This is a genomic window from Phycisphaerae bacterium (assembly GCA_017999985.1).
Lineage (GTDB): Bacteria > Planctomycetota > Phycisphaerae > UBA1845 > Fen-1342 > JAGNKU01.
The window spans coordinates 1-15,475 of sequence record JAGNKU010000029.1 but is presented as its reverse complement, the minus strand read 5'-3'; the positions used below and the strand labels follow the sequence as shown (position 1 = coordinate 15,475).

General features: G+C 67.4%; 11 protein-coding genes, 1 tRNA gene and 1 pseudogene. 5 read left to right on the top strand and 8 right to left on the bottom strand.

All coding sequences use genetic code 11. From position 1 onward, the window contains the following. The first annotated feature begins 77 nt into the window (after positions 1 to 77). A tRNA-Thr gene (locus KA383_20505) sits at positions 78 to 150 on the top strand. A gap of 353 nt (positions 151 to 503) precedes the next feature. On the opposite strand, the pseudogene KA383_20500 reads toward KA383_20505, so the two are convergent. The 6 genes and pseudogenes from KA383_20500 to KA383_20475 form a co-directional block, all read right to left on the bottom strand. Next, positions 504 to 1,655, bottom strand: a pseudogene (locus KA383_20500) (site-specific integrase). Positions 1,656 to 1,767: 112 nt separating this feature from the next. After that, positions 1,768 to 4,083 carry a DNA polymerase I gene (locus tag KA383_20495; GenBank protein MBP7748502.1) on the bottom strand — a complete coding sequence of 772 codons (2,316 nt, stop codon included), beginning with the start codon at positions 4,081 to 4,083 and terminating at the stop codon, positions 1,768 to 1,770. 86 nt (positions 4,084 to 4,169) lie between these two features. Beyond that, positions 4,170 to 4,766, bottom strand: a complete 597-nt coding sequence (locus tag KA383_20490) for a hypothetical protein (protein MBP7748501.1) — start codon at positions 4,764 to 4,766, stop codon at positions 4,170 to 4,172. A 58-nt stretch (positions 4,767 to 4,824) separates the two neighbouring features. Continuing rightward, complete coding sequence (locus tag KA383_20485) at positions 4,825 to 5,082, bottom strand: helix-turn-helix domain-containing protein (protein MBP7748500.1); 258 nt, start codon at positions 5,080 to 5,082, stop codon at positions 4,825 to 4,827. Continuing rightward, the gene (locus tag KA383_20480) at positions 5,072 to 5,287 is read right to left on the bottom strand and encodes a helix-turn-helix domain-containing protein (protein MBP7748499.1); all 216 of its coding nucleotides are present in this window, start codon (positions 5,285 to 5,287) and stop codon (positions 5,072 to 5,074) included. Before KA383_20480 ends, KA383_20485 begins: the two co-directional genes overlap by 11 nt. A gap of 155 nt (positions 5,288 to 5,442) precedes the next feature. Further along, positions 5,443 to 5,826, bottom strand: a complete 384-nt coding sequence (locus tag KA383_20475) for a hypothetical protein (protein ID MBP7748498.1) — start codon at positions 5,824 to 5,826, stop codon at positions 5,443 to 5,445. 433 nt (positions 5,827 to 6,259) lie between these two features. On the opposite strand from KA383_20475, the gene KA383_20470 reads away from it, so the two are divergent. The 4 genes from KA383_20470 (at position 6,260) to KA383_20455 (ending at position 13,352) form a co-directional block, all read left to right on the top strand. Further along, positions 6,260 to 6,850, top strand: coding sequence for a sigma-70 family RNA polymerase sigma factor (locus KA383_20470; protein MBP7748497.1), 591 nt, complete (start codon positions 6,260 to 6,262; stop codon positions 6,848 to 6,850). A 19-nt stretch (positions 6,851 to 6,869) separates the two neighbouring features. Then, on the top strand, positions 6,870 to 9,770 hold the full coding sequence (locus KA383_20465; GenBank protein ID MBP7748496.1) for a protein kinase: 2,901 nt from the start codon (positions 6,870 to 6,872) through the stop codon (positions 9,768 to 9,770). Positions 9,771 to 10,017: 247 nt separating this feature from the next. Continuing rightward, positions 10,018 to 11,496: a hypothetical protein gene (locus KA383_20460; GenBank protein MBP7748495.1), complete on the top strand. Its 1,479-nt coding sequence runs from the start codon at positions 10,018 to 10,020 to the stop codon at positions 11,494 to 11,496. A gap of 71 nt (positions 11,497 to 11,567) precedes the next feature. Then, on the top strand, positions 11,568 to 13,352 hold the full coding sequence (locus KA383_20455; GenBank protein MBP7748494.1) for a hypothetical protein: 1,785 nt from the start codon (positions 11,568 to 11,570) through the stop codon (positions 13,350 to 13,352). Positions 13,353 to 13,622: 270 nt separating this feature from the next. On the opposite strand, the gene KA383_20450 is transcribed toward KA383_20455, so the two are convergent. Both KA383_20450 and KA383_20445 read right to left on the bottom strand, forming a co-directional pair. Further along, positions 13,623 to 14,330, bottom strand: a complete 708-nt coding sequence (locus KA383_20450) for a hypothetical protein (protein ID MBP7748493.1) — start codon at positions 14,328 to 14,330, stop codon at positions 13,623 to 13,625. A gap of 10 nt (positions 14,331 to 14,340) precedes the next feature. Then, entirely contained in the window at positions 14,341 to 15,129 is a 789-nt protein-coding gene (locus KA383_20445) for a hypothetical protein (protein ID MBP7748492.1), read from the bottom strand. Positions 15,130 to 15,475 lie beyond the last annotated feature (346 nt).

Below are 15,475 nucleotides of genomic sequence, written 5' to 3'. Positions count from 1 at the left end.
CCGGTTCGGCCCGCTCCGCGTCGGAAAGCGCCAAGCAATCCGCCAAGCCGCTCTCGGCGCCGCGCTCTAAGTCGTTTGGCGGATTGTCGTTAGGTGGTGATTCGCAGCGGTTTTGTAAACCGCAGGTCGTCGGTTCGAATCCGACCGGTGGCTTTCCCGCCTGACGCCGCGCCCGCTTGCACGGCGTCGCCTTTGTCCGCGTACGCAAAAGACTTGCGCGCCGCGCTCGGCGTGCCTGCGGTGCAGACCACGATGCGCCGAGCCGCGCGGCTGGGCGCTCGTCCGCGCTCGGACTGCCTGCAGTACTGCCTGCACCCGTCGCGTGCTGCACCTTCGTCAGCGCCCGTCTGCCCATCCGCCGTTTCGGCCGGGCACCCTGCGTCGTCGGCGCTGGCGTGGTCGGTGCCGGTCGCGCGCATGGCGATCTTCTCGGGCTGGGCGTCGGGCTTCGCCGCGAGGCTCGGCAGCGCGTCGAGCGCGCCCGTCAGGTCGTGGACGCCGAGCTTCGTGTAGACGCCCAGCGTGAGCGTCGGCGTCGAGTGGCGGGCGAGTTCCTGGGCGACCTTTACCGACACGCCGCTGGTGACGAGCAACGTGATGAAGCTGACGCGGAGGGCGTGGAAGTCGGCGACGCGACCCGCTGCGTCGACCTCTGCCAGGAACTCGGTGTTCCGGCGACGCCGGCGTTCCTGTCGATCGCGCGTCTCGCGAATCCACCGCCCCCGTGCCCGGCGAAGATCCGCCCGGATCATCTCGGCTGCCTGGTCCCGCCACCAGCCGGGCCACACGGGTTTCGTGGCCGGCCGATCCGCGAGCCACAGCTTCAGCGTCGCCGCCAGATCCTCCCGGATCGGTTGGACGTCGGCGCGCCGGCGTTTACTGCTCTTCGCCTCCAGCCGGATGGCAGGCGTGTCCGCGTCGAGGTCGAAGTTCCGCGGCGTCAGGCTCGCCAACTCGCCGGCCCGGAATCCAGTCCCCGCCGCCACGCGGTACAGCATCGCGCGATCGGCGCCGGAGAGGCTCTGCCGCCATCGGGGCGCCGTTGCCGTCGTCTCCACCAGCCAGCGGAGCTCGTCCGCGTCGAGCGCGCGGCGTTCGTACCGGCGGTCCGTCGCCGTGTTGAACCCGGCCAGATGAGCCAGCGCGTCTTCGCGAACGCGGCCATCGGCCCGCAGCCAGCGCGAGAACTGCTTGATCGCGCGCAGGTAGTGCTGGCACGTCTGCAGGCTCTTCCCGTCCTTGCGGATCTCGCCGATCGCGCCCTGCACGGCCGACGCGACCAGCCCGCTGACGCGATCGACCCTCATGCTCGCGAGCAGCGCTTCGACGCGCTTCGTCACGTGGGCAACCTGCTTCGGCGTTACGCCCTTCGCGTCGAGGTGCGCCCGCCAGTCCGCAACGTGCTCAGCGATCGGACGCTGTTCGGCTTCGGCATAGCGGTCCGCCCGCGCGTCGATGACGCCATCTCGACGCAGCGCCGAGTCGGCGACGTGCTTCGCGAGAATACGCTCGGCCGCGGCGCGATCCGTCGTGCCGGTCGAGCGGAATTTCCGCTTGCCCGCGTGGTCGTACCACTGCGCCACCCATGGGCCGCCGAGGGTACGCTTGAAGATCGTTCCCTGCCGGTTGCTTCGTCGCCTTCGTCCCATCTTCATCCGCCTCCGTGCGGTGCCGAATGCACGGCCGTCCCGAGCGCCACGTCAACCTCGGCGCTCGCCAACGTCGCTCCTCGTCGTTCGTCTGCCAGACGTCTCATGCCCAACACAGCTACCGGCCCGCTTGGCCGGCCAGCAAGGCCGATTCGGCCGTCATCTGGGCGGAAATCTCGGCCAGGGCCGCCATTTCCGCGTCCTGTCGCGGTATCCGGCCGTCGAATTCAATGATCGCCGCCCGCTCCTCGTACATCTCGCGCCATTCGGTGGGCAGCGCGCCCAGCGCTACGGCGCGTCCAGGATCGTCACTTCCGGCGCTCGGCCGGGACGTCGCTCGACGCTGACCAAGCCAGCCGTCTCCAGGGCCCGCAGCCCGCGACGGGCCGCGTAGCGGTTGACGCGCATCGCAGCCAGATCGGTGTAAGACAGCTTGACCGTTCGCTTTCGTGTCAATCCGGCCCGCAGCCACAGCGCCATGCCCACCGCGCCCGCCCGGCCCCGCAGCGACAAGGCGGCGCACAGCCAGTTCCAGGGGATCGGCCCTTTCAGGAACCGTTCGCCGGGCTTCGGACGTGGCGGCCGCACCGACGGCTTCGGTTTCAGCGGTCGCGGCGTCGGCAACCGCAGCCGCTCCGGTTCCAGGCTCGGCATCGTCGGGGGTCCCAGCTTCAGTAAGGAGAGAGAAAAGAGATTGCACGGGGTGAGCGCCGGTGCTACAGGTAGGGTGCGCGCCGGTGCAACATCTCGCGTCCCACCCCACGGTCACACCATGAGCGCCGGCGCTACAGGTTTCGGCCGGCGGAAGCTCAGCCAGGACGGCTTGCACGGTGTCCCACATGCGCCGGCCGCGTTCATCGGCGTAGCGCTCCGGCCAGGTGAACACCTTCGCTTCGGTCCGAAGGCGGAAGCTGTCCAGCACGGCAGCGCTGGCGTCGGACATCGCCCGCTGCGCTTCGCTCACCGCGTCGGCAATCCGCAAAGCCGGCGCTTCGATGAGAATGGCATCATGGACTGGCGCACAAACGGCGACGCCGCGCTCGGTCGCGAAGATGCATGCCAGCCGGAGCATTTCCGCGCCGTTCGCTTGCATCGGGAAGTTCGCCAGCATCCGGGGATTCACGTCGGGGCCGGTGCGCACCTTCCAGCCGAACACGGTATGCAGCTGGCCGCGGAGCATCGCGTACGACACGGCCGCGTCCGACCATTGCCAGAAGCGTCGGTATGTTTCGCGATGACGGTGCATCAGGTCGCGTGCAATCGCCGGTGATTGCCCGATCCGCGCCGCGAGCGAGTCGGCCCCCATGCCGTATTGGACGGCCAGGACGCACGCCTTGTACTGCTCGCGGATCGGCCCGTGCGTCACCTTCGTGGCTTCGGCTGGAACCGCGCCTGCCTGCTTCGCGAACGTCAGGTAGGGGTCGCCCGATTCGTACGCGGCGATCATCGCTGGATCGCCGGACAGCGCCGCGGCGATGCCGAATTCCTGTTGCGACCAGTCCACGTACGCGAGCGCCCAGCCCGGATCGGGCGCAATCAGCCCGCGCAACCAGACGGCCGGGCCGAAGATGAACCGCGTATTGCTGGGCTGGTTCCGCCCCGTGCGTGCGCGAAATGCCGACAACAGGCAGCGATTCCGTCCGTCCGCTCCGACGGCCAATTCCGACAGCCGCATCTGCGACAGCGATACGCGAAGCTCGCGGACCGGCGCAATCGCCGGGTGCGCGCGGGCCATTTCGCGGAAGGTGTCATCGTCCAAGGCGAGTGCGCCCGACGGCAGCCGCGGCCACGGGATGCCGTTCGCGCCAAGCCAACCGACCCACCGCTCCGCCTTGAACGTCCGGCCGTCGAACACGCCGTAATCGGCGTCGATGCGCGCGATAAGCTGATCCTGAATCGCGTGCCACCGATCCCGCATGCGTTCGAATAGCGGCACGTCAACCGGGACGCCGTTCGCTTCGATCCGCGCCGCCGCGACCATGTACCGGCCGCGCAGCAGCGCCCGCGGCAGGTCGATATCGTCGCGCATGCGCGACAGCAGTTTCTTGAGCGCCGCGACGTCGCCTTCGCAGTAGTCCAGCAGCGCGGCCCGCTCCGCGTCGCTGTACTCGCCGCCCCGCAGCGCCAGTGACCGCATGGACTCCTTTTCAGCGACCGCCAGGCCGTCGATTCCGTAGTATGCCAGCGCCCCAAGCAATCCCGCGCCGCACGGGGTGGGCAGCCCGTTCGTGGCGTTGCGAAACTCGATGAACAGGTCCAGGACGTTCGCCGGCATCGGCCAGCCCAGGCGCAGGAAACAGCCGGCTTCAGCGCCGGCGTAATACGCCACCATGAGCGCATCCGGGTCCGTCGCGAACGGCGCGGACCGCAGCGCCCGCAGCACTTCGCGCCACAATCGCAACGTGCGGCCGTCTTCCAGCCGTCGCGCGACCATGCACAGCGGCTCCGGTGGTTCACCGACGGGCGCGGCGTACTCGAAAGCAACCGCCCACGTTTCCCGGAATGTCCGATCGCTGAGCTTCACGCTTCGCCCCGCAGTCGACGAATGACGGGATGCTCGATGCTGTCGATGTAGCGCACCTTGAATGCGGTGCGCAGCAGCGTCGTGAAATCAGAGTCCGGCCACTGCGGGGCGGGCAGGTCGCCCGTCGCTTCGAAGAGTTCGTACGCGCCGAGCGACATATTCGCCTTCACGCGGACCCAGCGCGTCGCCGCGTGGTCGGCGGCTTCCAGCGCCGAGCGGTTCCATTCGTCGACGCGGCCGTCTTCACCGGGCAGCTTGACCGGCCACAGAAACACGACGCCTTGTCGGTTGACCGCGGTAAACAGCGCGACCGGCTTCAACTCGCCGGGTAGCTCGCCCCAGAGCTCGGGCGCGACCAGATATGTTTCGCGCTCGTCCTTGAGCTCGAGCACTGCCGTCTGCAACCGGTACGCCTCGTCGGGATGGACACGAACAAACTCCTGTCCCGTGGGTTTCCGCACGGGCACCGTGGTCAGAAGCTTCTTCACGCCGAGGTTGGCGGCAAAATCCTGGGACAGGCGCAGCTTGCCGAGGTCGCTGAACGGATCTGCCTGTGTGCCGAACGCCGGATCGGGTAGACTGTGCTTCGACATACGAACTCCCTCATGGATGCCCGCCGCTGCAACGGCGGGCTCTTCTTTAGTGGGTCAATCACCGGCGCCGGGGCTTTGGTGTGGCGCCCTCGCTCAGCCAGGTCCGCAGAGCGTCAACGGGATACAGGACGGCCTTGCCGAGCCGGATGTGCGGGATTTCGTTGCGACTGGTCATGCTCCACAGCAACCGCGCCCCGATTCCCAGGGCGATCGCCGCGTCCTTCGCCCGCAACGCCAGCCGCGGCACCGACTCAGTTGCGTCCTCGTTCTCTGTCGCGTCCGTTTTGACAACCTGATTCACATCCTCATCTGGCATGGTGGTTCTCCCTCTTCTGCCATTCGTTCCGATCCGGGCAACCGGCGTCGATCCACGCCGACAACTCGGATTCGCGTACTCGTACCGCCCGGCCGAACCGCACCAACGCCGGTGCGAACCTTCCGGCTGCGGCGTCCATCCGCACCTTGCGGACACTCAACCCGAGCGTCCGGGCGACGTCTCGCAACATCAGCAGCCTGGACATGACTGGCCTTCTGATCGCAGCAATTCCGTTCGTGTCGTTGAGGGAACCGTAAACGCGGATTCCGACCGACAGCGTTCGCCCGCGGAACGACATGTCGGTCGGGCGCAGGGAGCTGTCAGGAATGGGGGAGAACGGCGTGGAACCGACCGACTGATCTACCGGCCGGTATTTGACGTGTCGTCGTTGCGGTGTTGGCGCTCGCGCCTCTGACGTGCGGATTCACGATCCACGGCCGCCCGGACGTCGCCTTCAGTGAACCCATCGCCCAGTTCGCGTGCGCAGTCCATGTAGGTGCGGTAGCGCCCCGTGCCCCATGCGTCGATGATCCGGCGGTGCTTCTTTTCGCTCACCTGGGGCGAGCGACGCTTCTTGGCCGGCTTCAGGGACGGCATCGGAAGAAATCGGAGCAGAGCTGGGGCGTTTGTCGACACGAGCTCATCGCGGGAGCGGTTCGCCGCAACCAAATCCGCCTCGATCCGCATCCAGGGCGGCGCCGCGGGGTTGCCGACGTCGGGGTACACTCGCTTCACGATTTCCACGTCGTCATCCGTGGGTCTGTAGCAGCGACGCACGCCCCCGTCTCCGTACATCGGCGGTAGCGGCGCGTGAGCTGGTCGGTAGATCGGCGGCTCGTTCGTCAGGGGACGTGGCTCCGGCCGTAGCCACAGCCGCATGTAGACGAAATCCCCCGCGCTCAGGCCATCGTCGAAGCCACGTATGTTGCCCCAGGAGTCGTTCTCAAGCGGGCGCGCATCCCAGAGCCACGTCTCGGGGGGTGGTCGGTGCAAAGGGTCGGTCTCGGGCACGCCCGCTATCCTACCACGGCTGTCACGTACAAACCCGCGGCGATATCGCCGGTGCGGCCCGCAACCGCTGCCCCCCTGGTGGCGAATCGCCCGCCCGTCATCGCCCGCGACGCCGTGGCCGCTAACCGCTTGGGGTCCGATCACGCCGTTTGGTAGAATGCCGTGTATGCTGGCGCCTACGACTACCCACGTCAGCCTGCTGGCACGCCTGGTGGACAAGTCCGACGAGGCGGCGTGGCGCGAGTTCTCGGAGCGCTACGGCGAGATGATCGCTAACGTCGGACGGCGTTGGGGGTTACAGCCCACCGATTGTGACGACCTCGTGCAGGAGGTGCTACTGGCCCTCAGCAAGGCCATGCAAGGCTTCGAGTACCAGCCTGAGAAGGGCAAGTTCCGCGCCTATCTCAAGACGATCACGCTTCACGCGATCGCTCGTGTTTCTCGGCAGAGAGCGGTCGCAGGGCAGCTAGAGGTGATGGATACCCCGTGTGCCGCGGCCAACTGCCTCGACTCAAACGAGGGCGCGTGGGAAGAGGAGTGGCGGGCCAACCATGTGCGCCGCGCGATGCAGGTGATCGAGGTTGAGTTCAGCGGCCCGCAGCTGCGCGCGTTTCAGCGCTACGCCGTTGAGGGAGCCGAGGCGCAGGCCGTCGCGGAGGCGTCGAACCTGACGGTGAACCAGGTGTATCAGGCGAAGTCGCGCATTCTGAAGCGCCTGACAGAACTCGTTCAGGAGCAGGTTGACGACGAGGGTTGAGCAAGCGGAGCCGGTGGCCGTGAGCAAGGGCTCGGACTGGTACTGCGAAGAGGCACTGCTGCTGCGCGCGGTTCAGGTCAGCGGCTGGTCGCCGCCGATCGAGCCGAGCATCCCGGGGTTTGCCGATTGGCAGGAGTTGCGCCGCGGCGGACAGGGCGTGGTCTTCAGCGCGACGCAGCTTTCCACACGCCGACGCGTCGCGGTCAAGATCCTCATGGGGGGGCCGGTGGCGTCACGGGCACAGCTTCGCCGTTTCGAACGCGAGATCGATCTCATTGCCGGTTTCCAGCACCCCCACATCGTCCGGCTCTACGACCGTGGCGTGACGGCCCAGGGGCTGCCGTACTACGTCATGGAGCTGATCGACGGGTGCAGCCTGGACGAATACCTCGGCCTGCACCCGCCTGGAGGCGCTGAGCTTGCGGTGAAGGCGACCGGAGGTGTCGCGCATCGCGCCCTGCCCGCGTCGCCGGTACTGCCTCCGGTCAAGGATGCGCTGAGCCTGCTGGCCGAGGTCTGCGAGGCAGTCGCGTACGCACACGAGCGTGGCGTGGTCCACCGCGACCTGAAGCCGGGCAATATCCTGGTCGACCAGGCGGGTAAGCCGCACGTGCTGGACTTTGGCCTGGGCCGGGCGATGCTGGGGAGCGGGGCCCGATCGTCCGCGGCGTTGAGCCATACCGGTGATTTCATGGGTACGCTGCCCTGGGCGAGCCCGGAGCAGGTGGAGGGCGTGCCGGACCGGGTCGATGCGCGCGGCGACGTCTACTCCCTGGGCCTTATCTTGTATCAGGCGCTGACGGGTCGGCATCCGTACCCGGTCGGCAGCCTGCGTGAGGCCCTGGACGGCATTCGCTCCGTCGACCCGCAGCGGCCGACGTCGCTGCGCAAGGAACTCGACGCAGCACTCGATGTCCTGGTGCTCAAGTGCCTGGCCAAGGAACCGGCGCTCCGCTACCGGGACGCCGCGGAATTGGCCGGCGACATTCGGAACTACCTCTCAGGTCGACCGCTGCGCGCCAGAGGCGAGTCGTTCATCGGGCGCTTGCGCAGACGCGCACGCCGCACGCAGCCGGCTTTGCTTTTCGGCGCCCTGCTGCTGTGTGGCGTTGGCGCATCCGGTCTGGTCTGGGCGTTGCGTGCCTTCGGACCGGTCGGGGACCAAGCCGCTGCACCAGCCGGTGCGGGATCCTCGTGGAACACGGTTCGCCTGCGGGACGGTCCCACGGTGATCTTGGACAGCTTCGCCGGCCTGGGAAATCGGATCAGCGTGCCGACGAACCTCGCCGTTGGCCACGAAACGCCCGCAAGCGTGACGCTGCAAAGCGGGCAGTCGCTCGAAGTGGGCGGCTACTTTACCGTCGGCAACGGGACCCGCGCGCGCCTGGACGTTAAGGACGGCGCAGCGGTGCGCTGTTGGAACGCGCGGGTTGCGGATCTGGACCAGGGGGATGGCGTCGTGACCATCCGGGGCCGAGGCACGCGCTGGGTAGTCCAGGAGCGCCAATCGTTCGATGGCTGGTTTCTCGTCGGCGGAGACGGCACAGGGGAGTTCCGTATCCTCGACGGTGCCGCGGTCGAGGATTGCCGCGGCCACATTGCCTGGAACGGAACTGGGCGGGCAATTGTGGACGGGGTGGGCTCGACGTGGACACATCGCTTCTTCTTCGAGGTCGGCCGCTTTGGCCACGCGGAATTGGCGGTTCGCAACGGCGGGCAACTCTTCAACCTCGAAGCATGGATCGGCCGAGCGCCTGAATCCGAAGGAGGCGTACTGATTGCGGGGACGGGTTCGCAGTGGATCAACCGCGGGTCGCTGTACGTCGGTGGGTATCCTGAACGGCCGGGAGGGCTGGCGCGTCTTGCGGTAGAAGACGGCGGCACGGTTGTCGTTTGCCATGCCCTGCGGGTTTGGGGGCCTGGCACGGTGGCTTTGAACGGCGGCTGGCTGGCCGCGAGTGTCATTGATCACCGCCGCGGCGGCCGGTTTGAGTTCGTATCCGGCGCGCTCGAGACCGAGACGTTCGAGGGCGATCTCGCGAATGCGGAGGGCACGCTGGTCTGCGGTCCCCGTGCCCGCGCAACCACCATCACCGGCGACTACAGCCAGGCCGGTGGTGCGCTGCAGTTGACGCTCCGCGGCGCGGATGCGCCGGAAATGCCGCGGTTGCGCGTGGGTGGAACCGCGACCCTCGGCGGGCGTTTGATCCTGGACGCCACCACGGACTTTCAACCGTCGCCGAATGAGGAACATGTGATTCTCGAGGCCGCATTCGTCGAGGGCGAGTTCGAACATCCCGCAGGGCGGATCGATTTCGCGGGCGGGGGATCGTGCGAGATCATCTACACGCCGACGCAGGTGGTCCTCACGCACTTTCGCGACCCACTCCCAGGCCGCGACGACGCCCCCCAATCACCGCTCTGCGATTCCTGCCCGGCATTCGCGCCGGACGGTCCATTCCCGGCGCGCCTGGCGGCGAACACAACCGGCGACTCGGACTTCACGTTCGTCGGACCTCCCGACAACGTGGGATTTCCGTTGGGCGACCGTACTGTCGTTTACGACTTCGGCGGCCCGCGCGTGCTGGACGGTGACGGGGCCGATTTCTGCATCTATGAATGGTATTTCGGTGGTCTTCGCCATCGCGACATCGATGTTCTGGTAAGCCAGGATGGAGTGAACTTCGTCAGCGCAAAGTCCACCGAGGGCCCGGGAATGCGCATCGCCGGGGACGAAGCACACGCCGCGCCGGGCCAAGTCCGGAGCTACGATCTGGCCGTGACGGGCTTCGGCGCCGTCCGCTACATCCGAATCGACGGCCTGATTGATGCAGCCACTGGACTCGAAGGCAGATTCCACCTCGACGCGGTGGGGGCGATCCACTGCGCTCCCGCGGACGCCGCCGATCGGCCTCAGTGACCCCAGGCGGCCGTTCACGCGACCCGTCGAACGCCCGCACCGCTGATCACCCCGCCGCCTCGGGGGTTCGCTCGCGGGGTTGACCGGCCTCGTTTTTCGGCAGAACGGGGCTGCACCCCATCTACCGCCTACTGAGGGCAAGCTCGGTCGCCAGCGTGACGACGGACCGCGGAGCCGCCGCCGCGAGCCCGATTACGGAAACTTGTCGGCAGCGCATTTGGGAGCCTCAGAGCCGGAGGATCGCATCATGAGTCGCACTTGGAGCGTTGCAGCCGCCGTCGCCGTGTGGGCGACCGCCGGCGCATTCGCGCAAACCCCTGTCGATGGAGCATTTACGTACCAGGGCCAGCTCAAGGACCAGGGCCAGCCGGCCGGCGGGCCATACAATATGCAGTTCCGCCTCTACGCGGCCGACGCGGGCGGGACGCCGCTGGCCACCTATCCGCCGGGCAGCCCCATGGCCGTGACGGTTCAGGACGGCCTGTTCACGGCCCTCATCGACTTCGGGATCGAGGCTTTCAACGGCGAGCGGCGCTGGGTTGAAGTCGTGGTCGAGGGCGTCACGCTCGCGCCGCGCCAGGAGCTGACCGTTACGCCATACGCGCTGTTTGCGCTTAACGGTCCCGGCATTCAGAGCTTCTGGGAGGCTGGGGTCGGGGGAACGATTTACTACAACACCGGCAGTGTGGGAATCGGCACCGCCACGCCCTCAGCTCCGCTCACCGTCAACGGCGTGGTGGAGTCACAGTCCGGCGGCTTCAAGTTCCCTGACGGCACCATGCAGGCGACGGCGGCGACCAGCGGGGCGCTTGACAACCACGGCCCCAATCCCCTGCAGATCGCTCTGTTGCGCTGGTACGATGTCAATTGCGCCGGAGTCACTTACACTGTCAGCAATGAACCCCGCAGCCTGGCGTTTGACGGGGACCACATCTATGTGCTTCGGGCGAGTGACTACGAGCACGACGGGCTGACCAAACTGCGGACCAGCGACGTGGATTCTGTCGGGGGCAAGGACTTTGGGAGTGCCGATGTCCGTGGCGTCGCCTTCGATGGAGCCAATATCTGGGTGACCGACGCCTACTCCCGCACGGTTATGAAACTACGCGCTCGCGATCTGCTCTTGCTGGGCACGTACGACGTGCTGCACGGCCCTCGTGGCGTGGCTTTTGACGGGGCCGCCATCTGGGTGGCTTGCGCCGACGCCGGCAAAGTGCGCAAGCTGCGAGCGAGCGATGGTGGCTTCTTGGGCGACTATTTGGTGGGAAATGGATGCATCGACCTGGCTATTGATGGCGCCAACATCTGGGTAGCCAATTCGCTGGAGGGCACTGTGACCAAGCTCCGAGCCAGCGACGGTGCCGAACTGGGGACCTACACCGTTGGAGAGGAGGGGTACAGCCCCAGCGACGTCGCCTTCGACGGGACAAGCATCTGGGTGCCGAGCTATCACGACGATCCGGTAGACGACGTTGTGACCAAGTTGCGGGCCAGCGATGGGGCCGTGCTTGGAAACTACACGGTTGGACGGAATCCTGCCGCGGTGGCCTTTGACGGGGCCAGCATCTGGGTAGCGAACTATGGCAGCAACAATGTGACCAAGTTGCGAGCCAGCGATGGAGCCGTGCTGGGGACCTACCCTGTCGGCCCAAGTCCGAGGGCGATCGCCTTTGACGGGGCCAACATCTGGGTGGCGTGCGCGGACGGCACCTTGTGGAAGTTGTAAGCGCGAAGCGCTTCGCTGGCGGCTCTTCGCTAGCGAGGTCAGACAAGGGACAGAATTCGGGAGACACGCCGATGTTCGCAAGACATAGCTCACCTGTGATGTGCATCGCTCTGGCCTGTGCGATCGCGGCTGGCGCAGCCGCGCAGGATTTCGAGGTGCCCTGGTTCACGTTCGACGGCGGCGGCGCAATGTGGGCCACCGGCGGCGACTTCGAGGTCTCCGGCAGCATCGCGCAGCCGGACGCAAGCGCAGTGGTCATGACTGGCGGTGGTTTCAAAGTGTCTGGTGGTTTCTGGCCCGGGGCGCTCCACCGGCCGGGCGCGTGCTGCCAGCCGGACGGCTCCTGCGCGATCACGCTCGAGTCCGAGTGCGCCGGCGTCTGGCACGGCGCCTGGTCATCCTGCGACCCGAACCCCTGTCCCCAGCCCGCCGCGTGTTGCTTCGTCGACGGAAGCTGCCAAATGCGGACGGAGGCGGATTGCCTGGGTGTCATGGGCTTCTTCCAGGGCGACGGGACCGTCTGCGACCCCAACCCGTGCCCGCCCCCTGGCGCCTGCTGCCAGCCCGACGGATCCTGTATCGTCCTGCCGGAGTTCATGTGCACCGGCGTCTGGCAGGGCGCCGGGACCGACTGCACACCCAATCCTTGCCCCGGGCCGCCCGGGTCCTGGCATTTTGAGACCATTGACAGCGATGGCTCTGTCGGCCGGCTTCCCTCGCTCGCCGTGGACGCCGACGGAATTCCGCACGTGGCGTATTGGGACGACATGACGGTTCGCGTCAAATACGCGAAGCGCGTCGGCGGCGTCTGGCAAGTGGAATTTATCAGTGAATTCCAGGGACGCTATCCGTCACTGGCGCTTGACGCCCAGGGCCGACCGCACATCTCGTGGAACAAGGCGGTGTTTGGGTCCCCCGTGATGTACACGTATTGGGACGGGGCGCAGTGGATTACACAGCAGCTTCCGAGCGAGGTGCACCGCGGCCACAACAACCGCTCGTCATTGGCCCTGACGGCGGGCGGCCTGCCGCGCCTGGCGGTCATGCCTACGGGCAGCGAGACTTTCACGTCTGGGCTTGACTACCTCGCCTGGGACGGGTCCGCCTGGTCGAGAGTGCAACTCGTATCCGGCGGCACGCAGGCGGGCGTCCCCGCGCTCGCGCTCGACCCCAACGGCGATCCGCGGATTGTCTGGCACATCCTGTGGAGCTCGGGCGCAGAGTTTCTCAAGTGCTTCTGGTCGGACGGAGCGGGCTGGTCCTCCGAGACGATCACCACTGCAATTGAGAACCTGACGTTGTTTGATCGGGCGTCGCTGGCGATCGACGCAAGCGGCACGCCGCACACCGTCTTCACGAGCACCTCCGGCCCGCTGATGCACGCGCGCCGGACCGCCTCGGGCTGGGAGTTCGAGCAGATCGGCGCCTATCCTCCGCTGCCCTCTGAGAGTTCTATCGCGCTTGACGCCTACGATGACCCACACGTCGCGGTGGGGCACTGGTCTGTGAGGTACGCCCACCGAGCGCTGGCTCCCTGGACGGTCGAAACGGTCGTGCCCTCCACGGGACCGGAAAACACCCCCTGCATCGCCGTCGGCCCCAACGGCTACCCGCACATCGCCTGGTGGGATTGCATCGGCAACAACTTGGAGTACGCCTGGTGGGAGCGGTCCGTACCGGGCGATTTCGACGGCGACGGTGACGTAGACCTGGACGACTACGAGGTCATCAATGACTGTCTCGAAGGCCCCGAAGGCCCCCTCCCTCCGGAGTGCGCTCCGGCTGACCTGGACGGCGACCAAGACGTGGACCTGGAAGACTTCGCCGAGTTTCAGCGCTCTTTCACGGGGCCGTAGGCAGGGCCGGAGTCCGACGCGGATCGGCTGTACGAGTTCCGACGACGCAAACAAAGTCTGTTTCTGTTCGCCGCTGTTCCCGCGGCCATCAGGAGAAAGCCGGCCCTGGTAGGACCCGCGGCGACGGGTGGCGTGCGGGGTTGCGCCGGCCGGTGCGGCGCTCGCGATCGGGGCGCAACGAAACGCCGACGACACCCTCGGGGCGCGACTGCCCGCTGGGTGGTCGCCGGCGCCGGCTGATATGTCCATCGCACCCGAGGCGTGGGCGGATCACGGCCTCGCCATGCGTTCGTACACCGCTTCCTGCTCCTTCTCGGCCGCCGCGATGTCCTTGAGAACACCGGCCAGTGCCGCCTTGGCCTGCTCGCCGGCTTCTCGCTTCCGCGCGGCCTGTTCGCGCATCAGGTCGATGTGCGCCGTCGACGCGAGCGGCACGATCCCCGCCTGGAGACGCTCGGCGGTCTGCTCATCGCGGTCGGCATCCTTCACGAGCTCGCCACGATCGCGCAGCTCCACGGCCTGAGCGCGCAGGGCCGCGAGGCGATCACCGACCGCCGCAAGCTGCGCCCGGAGGGCCTCGTCCGGACAGGTCTCGATGAGCTTCCGCCGGGCATCGCTGGCGTCGCTGACCGCCGCCCTGATCTCGTGCAGGCGGGTGTACAGCGGCGCCGTCGCGTCGTTGTGCGCCGCCTCAGCCGCGGCCAGCTTCCGATCCTCATCTGCGATGCGATGCTGGACCGAGGCCTGCTCCTTTTCCAACGCGATCGCCTTGCGCCGCTGCTCGTGCCAGCGCGCACGCTGCGTGAACAGCTCGACCGCAGTCTGCAGTTCCGTCAGCGTCTTGCTGTTCTCGGCGAGCACTTTCTCGACGCTGGCGGTCGTCACCTTCTCGCCGGCAGCCAGCTTGCGGGCGGTGGTCCAGAAGTCGGCCTCGCGATTCTCACGCCGCAGTTTCAGTTCCTTCAGCACTTCGAGCATGACGTCCCTTTCACGTGTGGGGAATGAGATTGCGGCGATCGCCCGTTGCGAGCGCCGCACAGACTTCGTCGGAGTTGCCGTGGCGAGCCATCCACGCCCGCGCGTCCGCGTCCCACAGCCTGGTGAACGCGAAGGGCGGCGGCACGCGGCCGATCTTCGTGATGGGCCAGCCAGCGAGGCGCTCGGGCTCGTCGCCCAGCGCCGCCAAGTACCGGTAGGAAGACGACAAGCCGTACGTCGCGGCATCGAAAACGCCGACCGGCGTCATCGCGTAGCCGAGCGCATCGGCTCGGTGCATGAGGTGCAACGCAGTGCGAATGAACGGCCACTCGTGCCCAAGCCACGGCACGGCCGCATCGGGGCCGTTGGTTGGGCGCTCCCTGCCGGTCAGGTCCGCGGCCAGTAGCAGCCGGCCAAACTGAACGAAGTCCGGGTCCGGCTCGGCGTCGTCGCGTGGGCCGGCGTTGACGATGTGGGCGAGCTCGTGCAGGGCGACGCCGGTCGTCACGACCCGGAAGGCGCTTCGGCGGGCGACCCGGATGCGCTTGGCGCTGTGCGCCGCGATCTCGGCCGGGTCCAGCAGGATCGCCGGGCCGCGGCCGCGCCACCGGCGCTGGCGTTCGAGCGTCGGGCGCAACATCAGGTCCAGGTGCCGCGACGTTAGCGCCAGGGCGCCCCCGTCGCCGCCCTGGTACTCCGGCGGCAGGTCGGAGCGCAGGACCACGCAGAACGGCCCCGTGGCCGCGTGGGGGGCCAACGTGTGGCAGAGGGCCTCAGCGTACGCGCAGAGCCGCCTCATTGGGCACCCCCTGCGTTCACCAACGCCATCACCGCCCGGCGAATCGCGTCGGGTAGCGTAGGCCACGCGGCCACGATGGCGGCGAGGTCGGCGTCGTTGACCGCCTGCGCTGGCGTGGTTACGCTCGCCCCGTCGCAACTGCCGGCAGTACTGCCTGCACCGACGGCAGCGGCGTTGTAACTAGCGACGTTCTCGCTGGTTACGGAGCCACCAGGCTGATTTGTAAACCGCAGGTTGTCGGTTCGAATCCGACCGGTGGCTTTTCCGTCTATGCGGGCGAAGTTCAACTTCGCCCTACTGTGGGGGTTACCCCACGCCGACTCCGACCACACTTGCCGTGATCGAC

Coding starts and splice junctions, on each gene's coding strand:
- KA383_20460 (MBP7748495.1), top strand. CDS start 10,018: ATGAGTCGCACTTGGAGCGTTGCAGCCGCCGTCGCCGTGTGGGCGACC.
- KA383_20495 (MBP7748502.1), bottom strand. CDS start 4,083: ATGGTCGCGCGACGGCTGGAAGACGGCCGCACGTTGCGATTGTGGCGC.
- KA383_20445 (MBP7748492.1), bottom strand. CDS start 15,129: ATGAGGCGGCTCTGCGCGTACGCTGAGGCCCTCTGCCACACGTTGGCC.
- KA383_20450 (MBP7748493.1), bottom strand. CDS start 14,330: ATGCTCGAAGTGCTGAAGGAACTGAAACTGCGGCGTGAGAATCGCGAG.
- KA383_20490 (MBP7748501.1), bottom strand. CDS start 4,766: ATGTCGAAGCACAGTCTACCCGATCCGGCGTTCGGCACACAGGCAGAT.
- KA383_20485 (MBP7748500.1), bottom strand. CDS start 5,082: ATGCCAGATGAGGATGTGAATCAGGTTGTCAAAACGGACGCGACAGAG.
- KA383_20470 (MBP7748497.1), top strand. CDS start 6,260: ATGCTGGCGCCTACGACTACCCACGTCAGCCTGCTGGCACGCCTGGTG.
- KA383_20455 (MBP7748494.1), top strand. CDS start 11,568: ATGTTCGCAAGACATAGCTCACCTGTGATGTGCATCGCTCTGGCCTGT.
- KA383_20480 (MBP7748499.1), bottom strand. CDS start 5,287: ATGTCCAGGCTGCTGATGTTGCGAGACGTCGCCCGGACGCTCGGGTTG.